Origin of the sequence: Klebsiella sp. CN_Kp106, assembly GCF_040064575.1 — a bacterium.
Classification (GTDB): Bacteria; Pseudomonadota; Gammaproteobacteria; order Enterobacterales; family Enterobacteriaceae; genus Klebsiella; species Klebsiella michiganensis.
Window position 1 is genome coordinate 19,617 of record NZ_JBEAIG010000046.1, and the last position, 20,037, is coordinate 39,653.

Genomic DNA, 20,037 nt, shown 5'->3' on the forward strand with positions numbered 1-20,037 from the left:
AGTACAGCTATGTATCACCTTCGTGTACCGCAAACAGAAGAAGAGTTAGAGAGCTACTACCAGTTCCGCTGGGAGATGCTGCGTAAGCCGCTGCATCAGCCGAAAGGGTCCGAGCGCGATGCGTGGGATGCGATGGCGCACCATCAAATGGTGGTCGATGAAGAGGGCAATCTGGTTGCCGTCGGGCGGCTGTATGTGAATGCGGAAAACGAAGCTTCTATCCGTTTTATGGCCGTCCATCCGTCAGTACAGGATAAAGGGCTGGGAACCCTGATGGCGATGACGCTGGAGTCCGTCGCCCGTCAGGAAGGCGTTAAGCGCGTGACCTGTAGCGCCCGCGAAGATGCAGTGGAGTTCTTCGCTAAGCTCGGTTTTGTGAACCAGGGCGAAATCACGACGCCGACGACCACGCCGATCCGTCATTTTCTGATGATTAAGCCGATAGCCTCGCTGGACGATATTTTACATCGCGGCGACTGGTGCGCTCAGCTGCAGCAGGCCTGGTATCAGCACATCCCTCTCAGCGAGAAAATGGGCGTGCGCATTCAGCAGTATACCGGGCAAAAGTTTATCACCACCATGCCGGAAGCCGGTAACCAGAACCCGCACCATACGCTGTTCGCCGGCAGCCTGTTTTCTCAGGCAACGTTAACCGGCTGGGGGCTTATCTGGCTGATGCTGCGTGAGCGGCATCTTGGCGGCACAATTATTCTTGCCGATGCGCATATCCGCTACAGTCAGCCTATTAGCGGACGCCCCAGCGCCGTTGCCGATCTTGGCTCGTTAAGCGGCGATCTTGACCGGCTGGCGCGAGGCCGCAAAGCGCGCGTTCAGCTGCAGGTTGAGCTATTTGGCGACGAGCGGCTGGGCGCGGTTTTTGAGGGTATCTATATTGTTCTTCCCGCGAAACCGTTCGGCCCCTATGAAGAGGGCGGTAACGAAGAGGAGTAGTCTCCCTTTACGCTTAACTATCGGCCTGGTGTTTTAACCCGCCAGGCGATATCTCTCATCGCGCTGCCTGCCGCCGGGCTGATGCCGCCCAGCTGAAAGAAGCCGTGAATCACCCCGAGATAACGCTGACAGGTGCAGTCAACGCCCTGCTCAAGCAGGCGCTGGTAAAGCGCTTCGCCTTCATCACGCAGAGGGTCGTATTCCGCAGTCAGAATATGCACCGGCGGTAAGCCGTGAAAGTCTTTACGCCACAGCGGGCTGGCTTCCGGATGGTGGAGCGCCGTCGCGGAAAGGTACATTTCATAGCCGCTGAGCAGGGTATCTTCGGTGATGATGTAATCTTTACCGTTATCGATATAGCTCTTCATGCTGGCGGTGGCGTCCAGCATCGGGTAAATCAAAACCAGCTGCGCGGGTTGCCAGGCCTGTGCTGTTTTGAGCCGCAGGGCGGTCACTAATGCCAGGTGTCCCCCGGCGCTGTCGCCAGCCAGCGTAATACGGGAAGCGTCGATGCCTAACTGCTCCGCGCGGCGGTGAATAATCAGCGCGCCTCTCTCCGCATCGTCATGGGCGGTAGGGAAAGTATGCTCCGGCGCCAGCCGGTATTGCACGGCGATAACGCGGCAGCCGCTGTGGTATGCCAGCTGGCGGAGCTGATGGTCATGCGTGGCGAAACCGCCGCTGATAAAGCAGCCACCGTGGAAATAGATAATGGCAGGCAGTGCGCCGGAAGCGTTAAGGGGAGAGACAACGCGAAATGCCATGCCGTCGAGCTCGATATCTTCTACCTGAACGCGCTTTTCCTGTTCCCCAGCCAGTACCGTACTGGCGAGATAGCCGCGTCTCCGGTCATCAATATTCTGTTCGCGCGATGAGGGGCGGCCCGCATCGATAAATTCCCGCACCAGCTCTGCGATACCCTTTTCAAGCGCCATTTTTCATTCCCTTAAGCTGTTTGGATATACAGTGTTATAGCCTGATTGTGAGCAAAAGAAAACCGGGGATTTTCGTCGGGAAGTGATTCTGGAAAGCGGCTCGCAAAACCAAAGATTTTGCCGGCATACCGGGAGTGTTTACGCCATTATCAATGGTGAGCCGGGCAGCAGGCGCCGCCCGACATGATGCCTGCCGTTATTCCCCTTCGCCAGGGAACAGGAACGGGTTGATGGAGCTGCGGGCGAAGCCCTCTTGTTCCATCCGTGCGTCCAGTACCAGCGAGGCGAGGTCGTCGGCTACGGCCTCCACTTTTGGGTCTTTTTCCTGATAGAGAATCTTCAGGTAGGTACCGCAGTCGCCGCAGGTTTCGGCTTTAATCGCCGACTGCTCGTTATCCAGTGACCAGTAGTGCAAATCGCGCGTCTGTTCGCAGTTGCTGCACTTCACGCGCACCACGTGCCATTCGGTTTCGCACAGGTTGCAGTGCAGATAGCGCAGGCCCTGTGTGGTACCAATTTGCACCATGCTGGAGACCGGCATCGAGCCGCAAACCGGGCAGAACTGACGCTGTTCACCATATTCAGCGCGGGCCTTTCCGGGGATCAGGCTGGCCATCTGCGCCCAATAGAGCGAAAGCGCGGCCCAGATAAACGGCGCTTTATCGCTGCTGACAGAGGCAAAATCGGACGCAAACAGCGCGCTTGCCATCAGTTCCAGCTCCTGCTCGGAGGCTTTTTCCAGATTCTCGATGACCGCCAGCGCCGGGCCGCTCATCTCCGGCTTCAGTTCGGCAATCAGCGAATGCAGCAGCTTGTGCCAGTGCTTATCGCGCGGCAAAACGTGGATATCCAGCGGCGGTTTACCCTGGTCGTTCGCTTCTTTGATGCGCGCGGTGAGATCCATCTGCAGCGGATGGTCGTACAGCACCACTTCCTGCGCGTGGGCGATAAGCGCGGCAAAGCGCAGGTAATCACCCAGCGGATTATTTTCAGCCAGTTCGCGCAGACGTTCGGCGCGACGGTTATATAAATTTTTGAGCCGGGGAAACAACAACGGCGGGATCATATCCGTCGCGCGTTTCTCGCTCTTTTCCAGCTCATCTTGCGGGATGATACGAATGCTCATTCAGTCACTTCCTGGTTTCAGCAGATTCGGCGATGGTCACGTCCGCTCTGCGATTTGGCGGGCATCATGCGCCCGCTCTGGTGATGTTATTAATGATAACCGCAATCGGCATACGGGATATAGCCACGACATCGCAATGTGTGCGCTACGATACCTGATATCGATACCCCCGACTATGCACCGTTAGGATTAGCTGCCCTGCGCCATGGCTTGAGCGAAACGGGAAACGTGCCGCTCCCGCCTGCGGCGCACTCTGGCTAACGTTGTCAAAACAGCGCGTTATCCGCAAAAAAATGGCGTCGATATACGACGCCATTTCAGAGACGAACAACGCGCTCGGGCCTACGACTGGCGCTTATCCTGCTTTTCGCGGACTTCACGATACCAGCGCGGGTGATGTTTCTTCGCCCAGGTCTTCGTGACCCAGCCTTCCACCATCGCGGTAATGGTGCCCTTCACCCACAGCGCAGCGTAAATATGCACCATGATCACCACAATCAGCGCCACCGCAGAGAAGGAGTGCAGCATCAGCGCGAAGCGGATAACCGGGATGGAGAAGGCCGGCGCAAAGTACGGACGCCAGATGATCACGCCGCTCACCAGCAGCAGCACCAGGAAGATAATCGCCGCCCAGAACACGCATTTCTGGCCGAAGTTATAGCGCCCGGTGTCGCCCACCTCCTCGTTGACGACAATCTTGCGAATATTTTTCGCCCAGAAAATATCGTCCCGGTTGATCAGGTTGTGGTGCCAGTAGCGGAAGAACATGATGATGAACGAAGCAAACATAATCACGCCCACGAACGGGTGCAGAATACGCGCCAGCTGCGGGGTGCCCATGATTTGCATCAGCCAGTTGAAGGACGGGAAGAAAAAGCCCAGCCCGCTCACCGCCGCCAGCACGAAGCAGAAGGCGGTGACCCAGTGGTTGATTCGCTCCGGCGCGGTGTAGCGCACGATGGTGTCACGTCTTTTCATTTGCGCACCTCGTCTTTCTCTTCATCCAGATTGTCCTCTTCCTCTTCCGCGCGGTTCGGACCGACGCCGACGTAGTGGAAGATGCTGGCGGCGAAGGTGGCCGCAAAGCCGACCGCCGCGAGAGGCTTCCAGATCCCTTTCCAGAACTTAACCGTGGCGCTGATTTCCGGGTTCTCCGGCAGGCCGTGGTACAGATTCGGTTTGTCGGCGTGGTGCAGCACGTACATCACGTGCGTGCCGCCAACGCCTGCCGGATCGTACAGGCCCGCGTTGTCGTAACCGCGGGTTTTCAGCTCGGCGACGCGCTCGCCCGCCAGCGTTTTCATATCCTCTTTGGAGCCAAAGTGGATAGCGCCGGTCGGGCAGGTTTTCACGCACGCCGGCTCCTGGCCAACGTTAACGCGGTCCACGCACAGCGTACATTTGTAGACGCGGTTATCTTCCGGGTTCAGGCGCGGCACGTTGAACGGGCAGCCGGCGATGCAGTAGCCGCAGCCGATGCACTGCTCGGACTGGAAGTCGACGATGCCGTTGGCGTACTGAATGATTGCCCCTTCCGCCGGGCAGGCCTTCAGGCAGCCCGGGTCGGCGCAGTGCATACAGCCATCCTTACGGATGAGCCACTCCAGTTTGTCGTTCTGCTCCACTTCCGAGAAGCGCATCACGGTCCAGGATTTGGCGGTCAGGTCGGCGGGGTTATCGTACACCCCGACGTTGTGACCGACTTCATCCCGGATGTCGTTCCACTCGGAACAGGCCACCTGGCAGGCTTTACAGCCGATACAGGTGGTGACGTCGATAAGCTTCGCCACCTCTTCCTGATGGTCCCGCGCGCGGGGCGCGGGGGTGAAGCCGTTAGTCGCGGAACGACGGATAATGTCTTGCGATTGATAAGCCATAATTCGTCTCCGTTACGCCTTTTCCACGTTCACGAGGAAAGCCTTGAACTCCGGCGTCTGCGTGTTCGCATCACCGACAAACGGCGTCAGGGTATTGGCGATAAACCCTTTCTTCGCCACGCCTTCGTAGCCCCAGTGAATCGGAATACCGATAGTATCGATATCCTTACCGTCCGCTTTCAGCGTGCGAATACGCTTGGTCACCACCGCCTTGGCTTTGATATAGCCGCGGTTAGAGGAGACCTTCACGGTATCGCCATGGGCGATGCCGAGCTTGTTCGCCAGCTTCTCGCCGATCTCCACGAACTGTTCCGGCTGCGCGATAGCGTTAAGCAGCGCGTGCTTGGTCCAGTAGTGGAAGTGCTCGGTCAGGCGGTAAGTGGTACCGACGTAAGGGAATTTCTCCGCTTTGCCCATCTGCTCAAGGTCGCCTTTAAAGACGCGAGCAGCCGGGTTAGAGACCACGTTCGGGTGCAGCGGGTTGGTGCCCAGCGGCGTTTCAAACGGCTCGTAGTGTTCCGGGAACGGCCCTTCCGCCATTTTATCGATAGCGAACAGACGCCCCATCCCTTCCGGCTGCATGATAAACGGCCCGACATCGCTGTCCGGCGCCGCGGCGCTGTAGTCTGGAATATCCACGCCGCCCCACTTCGCGCCGTCCCATTTCAGGAGCTGGCGCTTCGGATCCCACGGTTTACCCTGCGGGTCCGCGGAGGCGCGGTTATACAGAATGCGGCGGTTAAGCGGCCACGCCCATGCCCAGCCCAGCGTATTGCCGAGGCCCGATGGATCGGCGTTATCGCGACGCGCCATCTGGTTGCCGTCAGGCGTCCAGCTACCGGCGAAGATCCAGCAGCCGCTGGAAGTCGTGCCGTCGTCACGCAGCTGCGCAAACGAGCTGAGCTGCTGGCCTTTCTTGACGATCACCGCCCCGGTTGCCGGGTCGGTAATGTCTGCCAGCGCCTTGCCGTTGCTCTCCATCGCTACTTCTTCCGACGCTGGTTCATGCGGCGTGGCGTAGTTCCACGTCATGTTCAGCACCGGTTCCGGCGCCGGCCCGCCCTGTTCGGCGTACATCTTGCGCAGGCGTAAGAAGATACCGGCGAGGATCTCACCGTCGGTGGTCGCAATCCCCGGGGCGTCCGCGCCTTTCCAGTGCCACTGCAGCCAGCGGCCGGAGTTAACGATAGAACCGTTCTCTTCGGCGAAGCAGGTGGACGGCAGGCGGAACACTTCGGTCTGGATTTTCGCCGGATCGACGTCGTTCGACTCCCCGTGGTTTTGCCAGAAGGTGGAGGTTTCGGTGTTGAGCGGGTCGATGGTCACCAGGAACTTAAGCTTCGACAGCGACGCGACAACCTTGTTTTTGTTCGGGAACGACGCTACCGGGTTGAAGCCCTGGCAGATATAGCCGTTCACTTTGCCCTGGTTCATCATCTCGAAATATTGCAGGACGTCGTAGCCCTTATCCCACTTCGGTAGCCAGTCAAAGCCCCAGCTGTTTTCCGCCGTGGCTTTATCGCCAAAGAAGGCCTTCATCATGGAGACGAAGAATTTCGGGTAATTACCCCAGTAGTTCACCTGGTCCTTCAACAGCGGTTTCGGCGTGTTGGCGGCGAGGTAGGTTTGCAGGTCAGTCTGTTTCTCGCTCGGCAGCGTCATATAGCCAGGCAGGCTCTGCGAAAGCAGTCCCAGGTCGGTAAGACCCTGAATATTGGAGTGGCCGCGCAGGGCGTTTACGCCGCCGCCCGCCATGCCCATATTGCCGAGCAGCAGCTGGATCATCGCCATGGTGCGGATGTTCTGCGCGCCGATGGAGTGCTGCGTCCAGCCCAGCGCGTACAGGAACGAGGCGGTTTTATCGTGCGCGCTGGTTTCCGCGATGTACTCGCAGACTTTGAGGAAGTCAGCTTTTGGCGTTCCGCAGATGTTTTCGACAACTTCTGGCGTATAGCGGGAAACGTGCTGCTTCAGCAGGTTCCAGACGCAGCGCGGATGCTGCAGCGTGGTATCGCGTTTGGCAAAGCCGTTTTCATCCAGCTCATAGTTCCAGGACGTTTTATCGTACTTGCGGGCTTCGGCGTCGTAGCCGCTGAACAGACCGTCTTCAAAGCTGTAATCCTCACGCACGATCAGGCTGGCGTTGGTGTAAGCCTCGGTATATTCACGGTTAATTTTTTCGTTGTTCAACAGGTACAGGATGACGCCTGACAGGAAGGTAATGTCAGTACCGGAACGAATTGGGGTATAGAAATCAGCTACCGCCGCGGTACGCGTAAAGCGCGGATCGATCACAATCAGCTTCGCGCCGTTGCGAATCTTGGCTTCCATCGCCCAGCGGAATCCAACCGGGTGAGCTTCAGCGGCGTTGCCGCCCATCACCACGACGAGATTGGCGTTCTTGATGTCGACCCAGTGGTTGGTCATCGCACCGCGACCAAATGTTGGAGCAAGACTTGCTACCGTTGGTCCGTGTCAGACGCGCGCCTGGTTGTCGACCGCGAGCATACCGAGCGCGCGGGTAAATTTCTGGGTTAAATAACCGGTTTCGTTACTGGAGGCGGAAGCGCACAGCATACCGGTGGTCAGCCAGCGGTTGACGGTGGTGCCTTCGCTATTCTGCGCGACAAAGTTGGCGTCGCGGTCCTCTTTCATCAGCTTAGCGATGCGATCGAACGCTTCATCCCAGCTGATTTTCTGCCATTTATCAGAGCCTGGCGCACGGTATTCCGGAAATTTCAGGCGACTTTCGGAATGGATAAAGTCCACCAGACCGGCCCCTTTAGGGCAGAGCGCGCCACGGTTGACCGGATGGTCCGGGTCACCTTCGATATGGAAGATAGACGCTTTGGCATTTTTTGCGCCGTCGCCGAGGCTGTACATTAACAGCCCGCAGCCAACGGAACAGTAAGTGCAGGTGTTACGGGTTTCGCGGGTGCGCAGCAGCTTGTACTGCCGTGTTTCCGCGAGTGCTAAACCGGGCGCAAAGCCCAGCGCCGCTGCCGTGGTTCCTGCCATACCGCCAGCGCAGATCTTAAAGAACTGCCTTCTGCTGACCTGCATGGTTCGCTCCTTGTTTCGACATTGTCACGTATAGTTATTTGCTTTGCGGTAAGGGCCGCAAAGGTTCAGAATTGGGGGTAATTTCCCTCGTTCCCGAAGGGATATAAACAGAATACCACATTGTGTGTATGCCTGTTCCAATACGGTTAAGACAAAGTGAACAAGAAGCCTCTTGAACAAATCGAAAATGTGACAGATATCACAGGTTATCGCCAGGTGTCGCTCTGGAAGCGCCAAAATTTGCAACATCCTCAGCCAGACGAGTTAGCTGAAGAGGTACCCGTTGCGCTGGTTTATAACGGCATCTCGCACGTGGTGATGATGGCGACGCCGAAAGACCTGGCGCAGTTCGCCGTCGGCTTTTCCTTATCCGAAGGGATTATCGAAAACCGGGGCGAGATTTATGGTATGGACGTCGTTCAGGCCTGTAACGGCCTGGAAGTGCAAATCGAACTCTCCAGCCGCCGCTTTATGGGGCTGAAAGAGCGCCGTCGCGCGCTGGCCGGACGCACCGGATGCGGCGTATGCGGCGTTGAGCAGCTCAACGATATCGGGAAGCCCGTGCAGCCGCTGCCCTTTACCCAGACGTTCGATCTGGCGAATCTCGATCGCGCGCTGGCTCACCTGCATGATTTTCAGCCGATAGGCCGCCTTACCGGCTGTACTCACGCCGCGGCCTGGGTAAGTCCTTCCGGCGAGCTCGCGGGCGGCCATGAAGACGTGGGTCGCCACGTGGCGCTGGACAAGCTCCTGGGACACCGCGCGGAATCAGAAGGCGCCTGGCAGAACGGCGCGGCGCTGGTCTCCAGCCGCGCCAGCTATGAAATGGTGCAGAAGGCGGCCATGTGCGGGGTGGAAATCCTCTTTGCGGTCTCTGCCGCGACCACGCTGGCGGTTGACGTCGCCGAGCGCTGCAACCTGACGCTGGTGGGATTCTGCAAGCCGGGCAGGGCGACCGTTTACACGCATCCGCAGCGGTTAATCGCGGGTTAAATTTAAGTCAGTTTTTTTGAATGATGACAACAAATCCTTCCGCTTTTTGTTTGGCGATGTGAGGGCTACTATTTATCACATCAAGGCACGGCGCCTTATTCAAACAACTAACGTAAAGGGTTTATATCATGAAAAGCATCAAAACTTTTGTCGCAGTTATCGCTCTGGCCGCTTCTTTTGGTTCTTTCGCTGCGGAAACCGTGACCGCGACCGCCGCAACGATGGACGGTGCGGAAGCGAAAATCGCCGCTCAGGCCCAGGCCGCTGGCGCTTCATCTTACAAAATTACCGAAGCGTTTACCGGTAACCGCGTGCACATGACTGCGGAACTGAATAAATAAGCGTAAAGCTACTGTCGAAAGAGCGCCCAGGGGGCGCTTTTTTTGTGTCTGAAGGTATGCTTATTTTATTGTTAATTAAGTCTTTTTATCCGGTGGTCCGCTTATTGCAACACGACGAACAGTCGACAATAAAAGGTCCCCCACTATGCCGCTGTTCTATCAAAACCCCGTGATTCATGCCGATTACGCCGATCCCGATGTCATTCGCACAGGCGATGATTTCTGGATGGTGGCTTCCAGTTTCCATCAATTGCCCGGCTTACCGCTTCTCCACTCTCGCGATCTCATCCACTGGCAAATCGTTAACCATATTGTTAAACGCCTGCCTTCGCCTGAATACGATAGCGTTCAGCCGGGAAAGGGGATTTGGGCGCCCTCCATTCGTTTCCATGGGGGCCTGTTCTGGGTTTTCTACAGTTTGCCCGACGAGGGTATTTTTGTTTCCCACGCCCGGGATCCGCGAGGCGAGTGGAGCGAACCCTATTGCCTGAACGCTTCCCCCGGCTGGATAGACCCTTGTCCGTTCTGGGACGATGATGGACGAGCCTGGCTGATTCACGCTTTCGCTTTCAGCCGCAGCGGGGTGAAAAACAAGCTGCAGATTTTTGAAATGGCGCCGGATGCATCCCGGCTGTTGGATAACGGCCGGATCGTTGTTGACGGAACGCCCTCGCATCCCACTCTGGAAGGCCCCAAATTATATAAGCGCAACGGCGAATACTGGATATTCGCTCCAGCCGGAGGCGTCAAGCGAGGCTGGCAAACGGTCATGCGCGCCCCGAGGCTATCTGGTCCATGGCAAAGTCGCGATGTTCTGCATCAGGGAGATTCACCGATAAATGGCCCTCATCAGGGGGCGTGGGTTGAACTGGAGAACGGTGAAAACTGGTTTTTCCACTTTCAGGATAAAGGCGTGTACGGCCGCATAGTGCATCTTCAGCCGCTGAGCTGGCGGGCTGACGGCTGGCCGCAAATTGGGCAACGCCTTGACGATCACGGTAAGGGGCAGCCCGTAAGCCTCCATCGCTTACCCGCGCTGCCTCTTGCTCCATGTTGTTTGCAGACCAGCGACGATTTCCCGTGCGGCCAGCCCGGCCTTCAATGGCAATGGCAGGCAAACCCCCAGCGCCGCTGGCTAATGCCGCATGCGCAAGGGCTACGCTTGCGCTGCGCGCCGACCGCTTCCGATATCAGCCTGTATCGTTTACCTCAATTGCTGCTACAAAAATTTCCCGCTGAACGTTTTCACGTGCAGACAGCGGTTCATCCGATGTTTTCTCAGGATGGCGATGAAGCGGGAGTCGCGATTTACGGCCAACGCTTTGCCGCACTGCGCGTGAGGTACTGCGCGCCGAATCTTCATCTATCGCTGTGCCACGGATGGATAGACGATCGCGGTGAAACGCATCAAGAAGCCATCGAACTTGAGGCGATCGCCTGTTGCAACGAGATTGCGCTGGGGTTCCGGGTGGACTACGACGGGATAGTCCGCTTTCGTTATCGGTTTACGCAGCGTGAATGGCAGCAGGTGACGCCGTCGTTTTCCGCCGGTGCGGGAAAATGGATCGGCGCGCGTATGGGCATTTACGCGCGTGGCGCGCATGAAAACGCCGGCGGCAGCGCCGTTTTCTCACCGTTTATCGTGCGTTTGCAGTAAGCCTGACGGCGATATGAGAAGGGCAGCTTCGCTGCCCTTGCGGGGTTTAATCGAAGTAATAGCGAATGCCGAGGCGGAATCTCACCTGATCGTCATGATTCTGATCCTGATCGAGCCAGGCCACTTCCGCATAGGGAAGCCAGTGTTTATCGACGCGGTAGCGCGCCATAATGCTTGGCTCCCAGTGGGTTTTCTGCCCGTTAGAGGCATTGAAGTCGTTTGTGTTGACGAAGAACTCCGGGTTGAACTGAAGCCACAGTTTCTCAGTCGCCTGGTAATTAAGGTACAGGTCGAACTGATGGCTGTCGTTGTAATCCATATAGCCGTTGTAATCGCGATCTTTATGGGTCATATGGTTATAGCGGTAGCGGCTGCTAAAACTTAAAGATTTACTGATTTTATAATCGAGGCTGATATAAGGCGCCAGCTTCGTTCCTTTACTATCAATATCGGTTAATCCGCCCGGCGTCAGCGTCCATTTTTCATTAAGCGGGATCGGATACCAGCCTTCAAACTCCTGAAAGGAGCTTTTCATTTGATTAAAATCTTGTCCGAGGTCGTACATGGCGGAGGCCAGAACACCGGCGCCATTATCAAATATATGACCCAGGCCTATTTTATACTGATTTTTCTCAGAAGCCGTAGTATGCGCGTAGCGATTATCAACCCAGGTTGCCGCGGCAAGCGTATTTAGCGTAAAACAGGACAGCGGGATGCCGATCAATAGCGTGCGTAATGTTTTCATTTTAATTCCTGTAGGATTTATTAAGTGCCATAATTTCTGAAGAGAAATAAAAGACACTTATTAAATAGCAATTGCTGTGCCAGAATATAAAATCCTTAAAATACATGATGTTGTTTTTTTGTGTTGGGCATTAATTCGACACTGACTTATTTTTTATTTGCGTCGATACATATCACGAGTAAGAGGACGGCTCCCTTTTATTAAAGGGAGCCAGGAGATGGGTTAAATTATGCCAATACCCGCAGCGGCAAAGCCGAAGACAATCAGCATAATTAACACCTTATTGGGGCTGACCTTTTTATTGAGCAGCTTCAGGCAGCCCAGAACTAAAAGCAGAGGAATTAACCCGACGCAAATTTTGTCGAGGATCTCCTGCAGTACAAAGGGCTGCCCGGCGATGGTGGTTTTAAAGGTGGTGGTAAACTTCACCATGCTGGCGCTCATCGCCCCCACCATCATTAATCCCATAATTGATGAGGCTTTGGTGATACAGCTCAGCAGCCCGGACTGCGTCGCTTCGGCGATATACTTCGAGCCTAAACGGTAGCCCATGACGCCGCCGTAATAGCGCAGCAGATAGCTGGGAATATTGTAAATCAGCAAGAACAGCAGCGGCCCCAGTGGATTACCCTGCGACGCCAGGCCAATGGCAATCCCGGTGGCGATAATACGCAGCACGCCGTAGAAGAAGGAATCACCGACCCCGGCAAATGGCCCCATTAAGGCCACTTTGATGCCGTTAATACTGGAGGTATCAAAGTTCGGGTTGGCGGCATTCTCTTTTTCCATCGACAGCGTCAGGCCCATAATAAAGGGCGCCAGATGCTGGTTGGTATTGAAGAACTGGCTGTTTCGCTTAAGCGACTCAAGATAACGGTGCGGGTCGTTGGCGTAGATTTTCTTCAGCATTGGCGCCAGCGCCCAGCCGTAGCTTAATCCCTCCATACGGGTGAAGTTCATCGACCCCAGCAGCGGAAACTGGCGGATAAAAAGCTGACGAAAAAGCTTTTTCTCGCTTTTATCATCGGCGTAAGCGCTAACGCTTTGTGTCTGGATATCAGTCATTGAAGAACCCATCCTTATCGTCAACTGAGGCGGACGCGGCCGCCGTTGCCGTTTGTTTATTCGCCTTAAGCTGATTGAATTCGTTAAAGCACAGATAGACCGCTACCGAGGCTGCAATAATCGCAATCCCCATAATCGGCAATTGCAGATAGGCCGCCATCGCGAAACCGATAAAGAAGAAGGCGGCGATGTTACGGTTCCACAGCGCCTTCAGCAGAATAGCGAACCCAAGCGCCGGAAGAATGCCGCCAACCGCCGTCATGCCGCGCATGACCGTACCCGGAATGCTCTCGACCAGACTGCGGATGACCTCGGTGCCGAAGAGCACGCCAAAAAAGGCGATCAGGGCGAAGGGGATGCCGTAAAAGAAGGTCATACCGAGCGTCAAACCCAGCGCCGCACGGTCACGCCCCTGTTCCAGTAGCGCATCGTATTTTTCAACCAGAGCGGTATAGACCAGCTTCAGCACCTGATAAACAAAGACCGCCAGCAGGCTGATAGGCAGCGCCAGCGCAACGGCCACCGGCGGCTCAGCGTGGGTTAGAATCGTAAAAGCGGTTGCCAGTACTGACCCCACCGCAAGGTCGGCAGGAACCGAGCCGCCGATGGTGATGGTGCCAAGGAAAATCAGCTCCAGCGTGGCGCCGATAATAATGCCCTGTTGCAGGTCTCCCAGCACCAACCCCACCAGCGCGCCGCAGATGAGCGGGCGTTCAATCAGCGGTTGACCCAGCGTATGGTCGGCGGTTTTCACCAGAAACATAATGACAGCAACAAGAATTGCGGAAGTTAACATAGCGACCTCGCTTAACTGGCGGCGTTATCCAGCATCTCAATCAGGTTTTTCACCGGATGAGATGGCAGGACCTGATATTCAACGGCAACGCCGCGGTCGGCGATAGCGTGGAAATCCGCCACATCTTCCGGCGTCACGTAGACGGTATCGTTAATGCGCTTTTTCGCCGCCAGGTTGTCGGTGATGCGCCCGAAGTTAGCGACGTTCAGCGTTTTTATCCCCGGCGCCTGTTCGACGAGCCGACGGGCGTCGGCGGCATTGTTAACGATCACCATAATTTTCATGGCTTCCGAACGCGGGTCGTTAAGCACATCGCCCGCGTCCTTCACCGCCATAATGGCGCACTTTGCGGTATCGGGAGCCGCCATGCGCAGCGACATTTTCTGCACTTCGTTATTCACGATCTGGTCATTGGCGACCAGGATGCGGTTCACGCCCAGATGCTTGGTCCAGACCACGGCAACCTGTCCGTGGATTAAACGATCGTCAATACGTACTAAAGAAATCATGGTGTAGCTCCAGTTAGCAAAAGTAGGGTGTCCAGACGCGGGAAAGGCGAACCAGGGCTTCGAAATAGAAGTAATCGCCCCAGAGGTTAGGTTCGTTAATGCCCATATTGCGGCCAAAGTTATAAACGCCTTCGCGCAGCAGGCCCTCCTGCGCGTGGGCAAAGTAGCGCTCGCGTAAATTGCGCATCATCAGTTCGATAGCGTTGCCGTAGGCCGGACGCAGCGGGTCGGTGAGCGGTAATAGCTTCAGCAGTTCCGCCAGACCGCAGGCCGCGATCGCCGCCGCAGAGGTATCCCGGTACTGGTTATCTTCGGCGGTAAAAATCAGATCCCAGTAGCAGACAAAATCTTCCGGTAAGCGGTTAAGAAAATAGTGCGCCAGGCGGCGGGAGAGCTCGGGCTGCCAGGCATCGCCGGTGTGGGCGTATCCCAGCGCGAAACCATAAATTCCCCACGCCTGGCCGCGCGCCCAGCAGGAGCTGTCGCTGAATCCCTGGTGCGTATCGCCGCGCAGCGGCTGGCCGCTATGAACATCCATATAAAATGTATGGAAAGTAGAGGCGTCTTCACGCACCAGATAGCGTGCCGCCTGCGCCAGATGACGGCTGGCGGCCTCACGCCACCGTTGATTTCCGGTTTCGTTGGCGGCCCAAAATAGCAGCGGAACATTGAGATTGCAGTCGATGATCATCCGCCCCTGGCGCGCCGGGTCGTTTAAATCTCCCCAGGCCTGAATGACGCCCGCCGTGGCGTTAAAGCGGCGATAGAGCAGCTCGGCCGCGCGCAGGGCGAGTTCGCGTGCGCGCAGGTTGCCGGTGAGCTTCCAGGCGTTAACGCAGGAGAGGAGATAGAGAAAGCCCAGGTCGTGGGTATCCACTTTAATCTGCTTATCGAGACGTTCTTCAAAGCTATCGAGCAGGCTTTCCGCCACCGCCCGATATTTATCATCGCCGGTGACCTCCCAGGCGAGCCACAGCATGCCGGTCCAGAATCCCTCGGTCCAGTCGACTTTCTCTACGCTTTCATAGCGGCCCCGTGTCGCATTGGCGGCGGGAAAAGTTGCCGTAAAGCGCGGCAGCATGGCGTCGAGCTGCGTCAGCACTTCGCCGATTGCCGCGTTAAGCCAGGTATGATTTAACCTCGGCTGCGGCGAGAGATAGCGCGCATCAAGCGCTTCGAGTGCGATAGTCACGGGTTTCCCTCTTCGGCAAAAAAATCATCAATATTGTCCTGCGTTTTGTGCTGCGCAGCCTGGCGCGCCGCGATGATTTCCGGCAGCTGATTCATGTACTGCATCGCCCCGCTGGCGGCGGCGACGGCATCCTGAAGCCGCTGCGCGGTTTCGACGTGTTCCGACATGCAAAACTCCATCAGCATAATCAGGCTGGCGCCGCTGATGACGTGTGCGTGGGGATATTTGACCATCATCTGTACGGCGGTATTGTTGACGCTCCCGCCGGGCATATCGGTAAACAGCACCAGCTCATTGCCGCGACCGGCCGCCTGCCGGGCGATAGCGTCAAAGCGGATGGCCAGTTCAGCCGTTGACTCAATTTCACCGCAGTAGGCGCAGACGGGCGTGACGCCATGGTCGTCGCCAATCAGCAGATTTAATGCCGACACTATCCCTTCTGCGTAGCGGCCATGGGTTGCGATGTACATCTCTCGCATTGCATATTCCTTCATCTTTTCAGGTATCTGAAAAAGAAATAGCAATCAGCGTGCCATATTTTTATTTATATGTTTTTAAAGGATAAAAACGGTTTTTTGGACGCTTTTTGCAGTGTTGAATGGGCAATTTATTCAGTGTCGACAGGTTTGCCAGCCGACGCTGGCACGGGGGTTAATGGTCGGGGTCAAAGGCGATCCACGGCTCCATGATTTCATAAATCATCAGCACTTCGGTAAGCGGCAAGGTGATATTGTATTTGCGGTTCAGGGCCTGGAAAAAGGTGTCGTGGACGGCGACAAACGCCTGCTGCGCCAGCGTCAGCTCCGCCTCTTCCCGGTGGCGCACGCCGTTGTTGACCATTACCCGCTCGATCATCAAGGCGATATGCATAAACAGATTGATGCGCAGATAGCTTTCAAAATGGATTTTGTAGAAGGCTTCATACTGCTTAATGACCGCTTCGACTTCATCAATAATCACCACCGGATTGAGGAAGTTAAGGCGACTGGCGACGCCTTCGACGGTAAACAGCTTGACCACTTCATCAATCATGGGCTCCAGGCCGCCTTCCATCAGCAGCCCGTTGAAGTAGTCGCGTTTTAACACCCGCGTCTTTTCTTTAATCAGCTGCTCTACGCTAAGTAGCGGAATATACCCGGCTTCCAGATCGGTGGTGGTAATGATCAACCGCGTGCCGTTCAGTGCCGGGTCGGCGTGGGCGATTTTCCACTTCAGGTCGTCATACTCCATCGTAATAATGTCGATCTCCTCCTGTGCCAGGAAGCGCTGAACGATATCCTTCAGCTTGCGGGAGATCCCTTCGCCGGAGATACAGGAGATAATGATTTTATTGCCCGGCAACACGCCCGCGTAGTAGCGCGTTTCCACCTCATACGCGCCTTTGGCGCTCTCAATAATCGCCTCCATTGACAGCTTATCCTGAATTTTGGCCGCAATATCCAGCGCCATGGCTGTACTGACGTTGTTGATAACCAACAGTTCGCCGTGCAGGTGGAGTTTAATCTCTTCGTAGATCTCTTTTAGCGACCCCATATCCACCAGAATAATCAGCCCCGCGCCTTGTTTAAGGCGGGAAACGTGGGCAATCAGCAGGTCGATGATCTCTCTGGTGGACGTCGCGTTCGCCATGTCGAAGGCTTTAAAGTAGTAGCCGCCGGTCAGCTGATTGGCGATCCCGGCGATGCTCGACGCCGTGGCGCGACCGTGGGACACGATAATGCCCTGAATCGGATCGTCTTCGCCGGCGAGGGTGTGAAAAGCGCAGCTTAGCAGCGGCTGAAGCAGGGGGAGCGGCTGCCGGGTGACATGTTTGCTCAGCAAAGCGAGGCACTCTTCGGCCAGCAGCCGTGCCTTAGCGGAAACATAATCGGAAATGGTTTGCAGTTCGCCTGGGTCGAGCGCCTCCTCCGGAGCATGCAGCGCATAGCTCAGGCAGAGCCAGACCGCCTTGCGGATCTCCGGGTGACAGGAGACGCCGGTCAGGCTCTCCAGCTCCTCCAGCGCGTGAACGGTGTTCTGCCAGATATAGCCGCTGTACAGCGACTCGGCGGAGACCGCGCCGCTGACGGTAGTCAGCAGCTGTTCTACTTTGCGATTCAGCAACAGCACGTTACCGCTGTGGCAAAAGTCGCGAAAAATCACCTCATCGCGCATCGCTTTGGGCAGCAGCTGGCTGACATTCAGCGTATCTTCATGCGCGCTGGCGGCAATACGGATTATTTCGCCGCCGGACGCGGGGCCGCGTAGCGTGATGACGTCAGCCTCACGATTCTCGCTCCAGGCGCTGGCGCACATCACTTTAATCTGATTTTTTAACTCGCCAATATTGCCGCGCACCGGGGAGGTGACCAACTGATGCATCAGCTGATTATCGAGATGGATATCCCGACGCAGGCTGCGAGCTTCCTGCTGCAAAAAGTGGCTGACCTGAGCGACGCGCTCGGTCAGCGGGCGCGAAATATAGTTGGGCAGCGTGACGCGCACCGGGATGCGGCGACGGAAGGTGTTAAGCAGGACGGTATCGATATTTTCCGTGGTGGCGAAGATAAAGCGCAGCGACGCCGGATGGCGCGTACGGTTATCGCCAAGACGGTAGAAATACCCTTTATCCATAAACAGAAACAGCTTTTCCTGGTTCTCTGCCGAGAGACGATGCACTTCATCGAGAAACAGAAATCCGCCATCGGCGTCATCAAAGGCGCCGCGTTTCTCGCGGTCAGCGCCGGTGAAAGCGCCGCGGGTATAGCCGAAAAGGGTTGCCGAAAGCAGCTCCGGATTGTTGGCGTAATCGGCGCAGTTAAGCTCAACGAAGGGTTTGTCCGCTGCGATAACCCCGCGCTCGAGAGCGTACTGATAAATCAGCATCGCCAGATGGCTTTTGCCGACGCCGCTCTCCCCGGAGAGCAGGACAGGCAAACCGTCACCGGGATAGTCCACCGCCGAGCGGCACAGCGCGACGGCGTCGGCCAGGCTCCCGTGCGCGCCAATCAGCGGCTGAAAGGCGTCGTGCTTTTTCGACACTATGCGAGATGGCTGAGTCTTTTCCCCACCGTTTTGCTGCACATAGAAGCGCACCGGACGGGTGTTTTCTTTACGCAGGTAACCGTCATCGCACAGCCTGTTGAGGTAATGGCTGATAACGCTGCGGTTAACCTGCATAAAGTCCGCACAGTCCTGAGCCGTGAATCCTGCGGGCTTCCGTGCGTAGTGGGTGACTATTTTCTGGAATAATTTTTCTTTTGCCGACAGCGCCATTCTTCAATGCCCCGGATAGAGTAGAAAATAGCGTCGATTTAATTTCGACACTAGACACTACTGCTTTTATTAGACACTGAGTACTTTCTACGGCATTAGATAAAAATGAAACCATGTTTTGATTAGAATGTGATGGAGATCGCCACAGATTTTATAGGATGTAAAAGCAGGCGACGCTCTTGCGAACGCCAGAAGAGCGCTATTGCCCGAACCGCGTGATACGCGAGCCGTGGACCTTCCTGACGCAAAAAAATGCGCTATTTATCACATTTCTGTCTTTTCATCATCGCTGGGTTTATGGGAGAAAACAGGCAGCCCACCCGCGCAATTATCGCTTCAAGCAACTTAATGATCTTAAAGAAAATAAAAAGATAATTGTTAAGGCGATCTCATTTTATAAAAGAGATATGCATCACAAAAAATGAGGAAATAAACCCACTGTCAATATTAGGCTCGGAGGAATTTATCAGCATATTGTGATCTCTATTGCAAATAACGGTCTTGAACTCAGGGAAAAATGTGGGCAAGCAAAGCAACGGAGACAGGCAATGAAAGTTGGCATGGTTATTAGCGGCGGCGATGTTTCTGGAATTAATAATTTTATATTCCAGATAGCCAGACTGGCGAGTGCCGATATCACCCTTTTTAATGGCGGAATACCCGGACTGCTGGATAAAAATCATCACGAAGTCGCCTGGCGCGATCTGGTTGATTTCTCCATTGCCTCTATTCCGATCATCACCTCCGGGCGAACCAGCCGCAGGCTGCTGCGCAGTGAATATGAAACCATAGCTAAAAAAATTAAATCACTGCGCATTGATGTGCTGATTATGGCCGGCGGCGACGGCAGCCTGCAGTTTCTCAATACGCTGAGCGAATTTGATATTAACTGCTTTGGCGTCGGGATGACTATCGATAATGATGTGTACGGCAGCGATTATACCATTGGTTTTTCCACCGCCTGCGAGCAGATTATTAAGGAAGTTTCCCGGTTAAGAAATACCGGAAGAGCATTACCGGGCCGCGTCTTTATGGTCGAAATATTAGGAGGCTATTGTGGAGAGTTAACGCTGCAATCCGCGATTAAATCGAATGCTGATATCGCCCTGATTCCGGAATCGCAGATGCCGTTAGAAACGCTGGCCGAGCGGGTGAAGCATAAGCTGACACAGCAGAACAGCGTGGTGATCCTGTGCTCTGAAGGCTACACCAGGGAGTATTCTCCCGGCTTTCAGGGGGCCATTGATACCATGATTAAGCAGCTTGAACCGCAAATTGGCGTGCGTATTCGTAAAACCATCGTAGGCTACGGTTTGCGCAATGGCGATCCGACCTGCGAAGAAATTTACCAGGGCACGATTATGGCCAGTGAAGTGGTTCGCTGTATTCAGTCAGGGATGAAAAATAAAGCCATCATAATTAATTCAAGCAACAAACCTATTCCGATTGATTTAGTTAGTATGAAAAAACGTCTGGTCGACACTGAAGGACATCATTATAAACTTGCCAAACAACTCAATATTATTTGAGGA

General features: G+C 55.4%; 18 protein-coding genes. 6 read left to right on the forward strand and 12 right to left on the reverse strand.

Translation table 11 applies throughout. The annotated features are described in order from the left end of the window. Nucleotides 1-9: 9 nt before the first annotated feature. The gene (gene fabY / locus ABLU96_RS13020) at nt 10-951 is read left to right on the forward strand and encodes a fatty acid biosynthesis protein FabY (RefSeq protein ID WP_009652900.1); all 942 of its coding nucleotides are present in this window, start codon (nt 10-12) and stop codon (nt 949-951) included. A 17-nt stretch (nt 952-968) separates the two neighbouring features. On the opposite strand, the gene ABLU96_RS13025 is transcribed toward fabY, so the two are convergent. The 5 genes from ABLU96_RS13025 to fdnG form a co-directional block, all read right to left on the reverse strand. Beyond that, the gene (locus ABLU96_RS13025) at nt 969-1,886 is read right to left on the reverse strand and encodes an alpha/beta hydrolase (RefSeq protein WP_064406171.1); all 918 of its coding nucleotides are present in this window, start codon (nt 1,884-1,886) and stop codon (nt 969-971) included. A 196-nt stretch (nt 1,887-2,082) separates the two neighbouring features. After that, nucleotides 2,083-3,012 (reverse strand): formate dehydrogenase accessory protein FdhE, encoded by a 930-nt coding sequence (gene fdhE, locus ABLU96_RS13030; RefSeq protein WP_004132861.1) that lies wholly within the window; start codon nt 3,010-3,012, stop codon nt 2,083-2,085. 342 nt (nt 3,013-3,354) lie between these two features. Continuing rightward, entirely contained in the window at nt 3,355-3,990 is a 636-nt protein-coding gene (gene fdoI, locus ABLU96_RS13035) for a formate dehydrogenase cytochrome b556 subunit (RefSeq protein WP_004107380.1), read from the reverse strand. Further along, nucleotides 3,987-4,889, reverse strand: a complete 903-nt coding sequence (gene fdxH / locus ABLU96_RS13040; protein WP_014227375.1) for a formate dehydrogenase subunit beta — start codon at nt 4,887-4,889, stop codon at nt 3,987-3,989. The genes fdoI and fdxH overlap by 4 nt, the downstream gene beginning before the upstream one ends. Before the next feature lie 12 nt (nt 4,890-4,901). Next, nucleotides 4,902-7,952, reverse strand: a complete 3,051-nt coding sequence (fdnG, locus tag ABLU96_RS13045) for a formate dehydrogenase-N subunit alpha (protein ID WP_014837000.1) — start codon at nt 7,950-7,952, stop codon at nt 4,902-4,904. Between the two features lie 156 nt (nt 7,953-8,108). Between fdnG and fdhD the strand changes: the two genes are divergently transcribed. The 3 genes from fdhD (at nt 8,109) to ABLU96_RS13060 (ending at nt 10,943) form a co-directional block, all read left to right on the forward strand. Further along, entirely contained in the window at nt 8,109-8,945 is an 837-nt protein-coding gene (fdhD, locus tag ABLU96_RS13050; RefSeq protein ID WP_025106528.1) for a formate dehydrogenase accessory sulfurtransferase FdhD, read from the forward strand. Between the two features lie 128 nt (nt 8,946-9,073). Continuing rightward, nucleotides 9,074-9,286 carry a YdgH/BhsA/McbA-like domain containing protein gene (locus ABLU96_RS13055; protein WP_004127125.1) on the forward strand — a complete coding sequence of 71 codons (213 nt, stop codon included), beginning with the start codon at nt 9,074-9,076 and terminating at the stop codon, nt 9,284-9,286. Nucleotides 9,287-9,431: 145 nt separating this feature from the next. After that, on the forward strand, nt 9,432-10,943 hold the full coding sequence (locus ABLU96_RS13060) for a glycoside hydrolase 43 family protein (RefSeq protein ID WP_064406173.1): 1,512 nt from the start codon (nt 9,432-9,434) through the stop codon (nt 10,941-10,943). A 46-nt stretch (nt 10,944-10,989) separates the two neighbouring features. Here ABLU96_RS13060 and ABLU96_RS13065 read toward each other — a convergent pair whose 3' ends face one another. From ABLU96_RS13065 to ABLU96_RS13095, 7 genes are all read right to left on the reverse strand, one after another. Beyond that, nucleotides 10,990-11,688, reverse strand: coding sequence for an oligogalacturonate-specific porin KdgM family protein (locus ABLU96_RS13065; protein WP_064406175.1), 699 nt, complete (start codon nt 11,686-11,688; stop codon nt 10,990-10,992). Nucleotides 11,689-11,910: 222 nt separating this feature from the next. Next, nucleotides 11,911-12,753 (reverse strand): PTS system mannose/fructose/sorbose family transporter subunit IID, encoded by an 843-nt coding sequence (locus tag ABLU96_RS13070; RefSeq protein WP_014837003.1) that lies wholly within the window; start codon nt 12,751-12,753, stop codon nt 11,911-11,913. After that, nucleotides 12,746-13,549, reverse strand: a complete 804-nt coding sequence (locus tag ABLU96_RS13075; RefSeq protein ID WP_047722776.1) for a PTS sugar transporter subunit IIC — start codon at nt 13,547-13,549, stop codon at nt 12,746-12,748. Before ABLU96_RS13075 ends, ABLU96_RS13070 begins: the two co-directional genes overlap by 8 nt. A gap of 11 nt (nt 13,550-13,560) precedes the next feature. Continuing rightward, a complete protein-coding gene (locus ABLU96_RS13080) occupies nt 13,561-14,058 on the reverse strand; it encodes a PTS sugar transporter subunit IIB (RefSeq protein WP_064406178.1) in 498 nt (165 codons plus the stop codon). A gap of 13 nt (nt 14,059-14,071) precedes the next feature. Further along, a complete protein-coding gene (locus ABLU96_RS13085) occupies nt 14,072-15,250 on the reverse strand; it encodes a glycoside hydrolase family 88 protein (protein WP_064406181.1) in 1,179 nt (392 codons plus the stop codon). Next, the gene (locus ABLU96_RS13090) at nt 15,247-15,729 is read right to left on the reverse strand and encodes a PTS fructose transporter subunit IIA (protein WP_014837007.1); all 483 of its coding nucleotides are present in this window, start codon (nt 15,727-15,729) and stop codon (nt 15,247-15,249) included. The genes ABLU96_RS13085 and ABLU96_RS13090 overlap by 4 nt, the downstream gene beginning before the upstream one ends. Before the next feature lie 172 nt (nt 15,730-15,901). Then, nucleotides 15,902-18,505, reverse strand: coding sequence for a sigma 54-interacting transcriptional regulator (locus ABLU96_RS13095; RefSeq protein WP_064378070.1), 2,604 nt, complete (start codon nt 18,503-18,505; stop codon nt 15,902-15,904). A gap of 179 nt (nt 18,506-18,684) precedes the next feature. On the opposite strand from ABLU96_RS13095, the gene ABLU96_RS13100 reads away from it, so the two are divergent. Continuing rightward, the gene (locus ABLU96_RS13100; RefSeq protein ID WP_064406183.1) at nt 18,685-18,930 is read left to right on the forward strand and encodes a hypothetical protein; all 246 of its coding nucleotides are present in this window, start codon (nt 18,685-18,687) and stop codon (nt 18,928-18,930) included. Between the two features lie 123 nt (nt 18,931-19,053). After that, complete coding sequence (locus ABLU96_RS13105) at nt 19,054-20,034, forward strand: 6-phosphofructokinase (RefSeq protein ID WP_064378068.1); 981 nt, start codon at nt 19,054-19,056, stop codon at nt 20,032-20,034. Nucleotides 20,035-20,037: the final 3 nt, after the last annotated feature.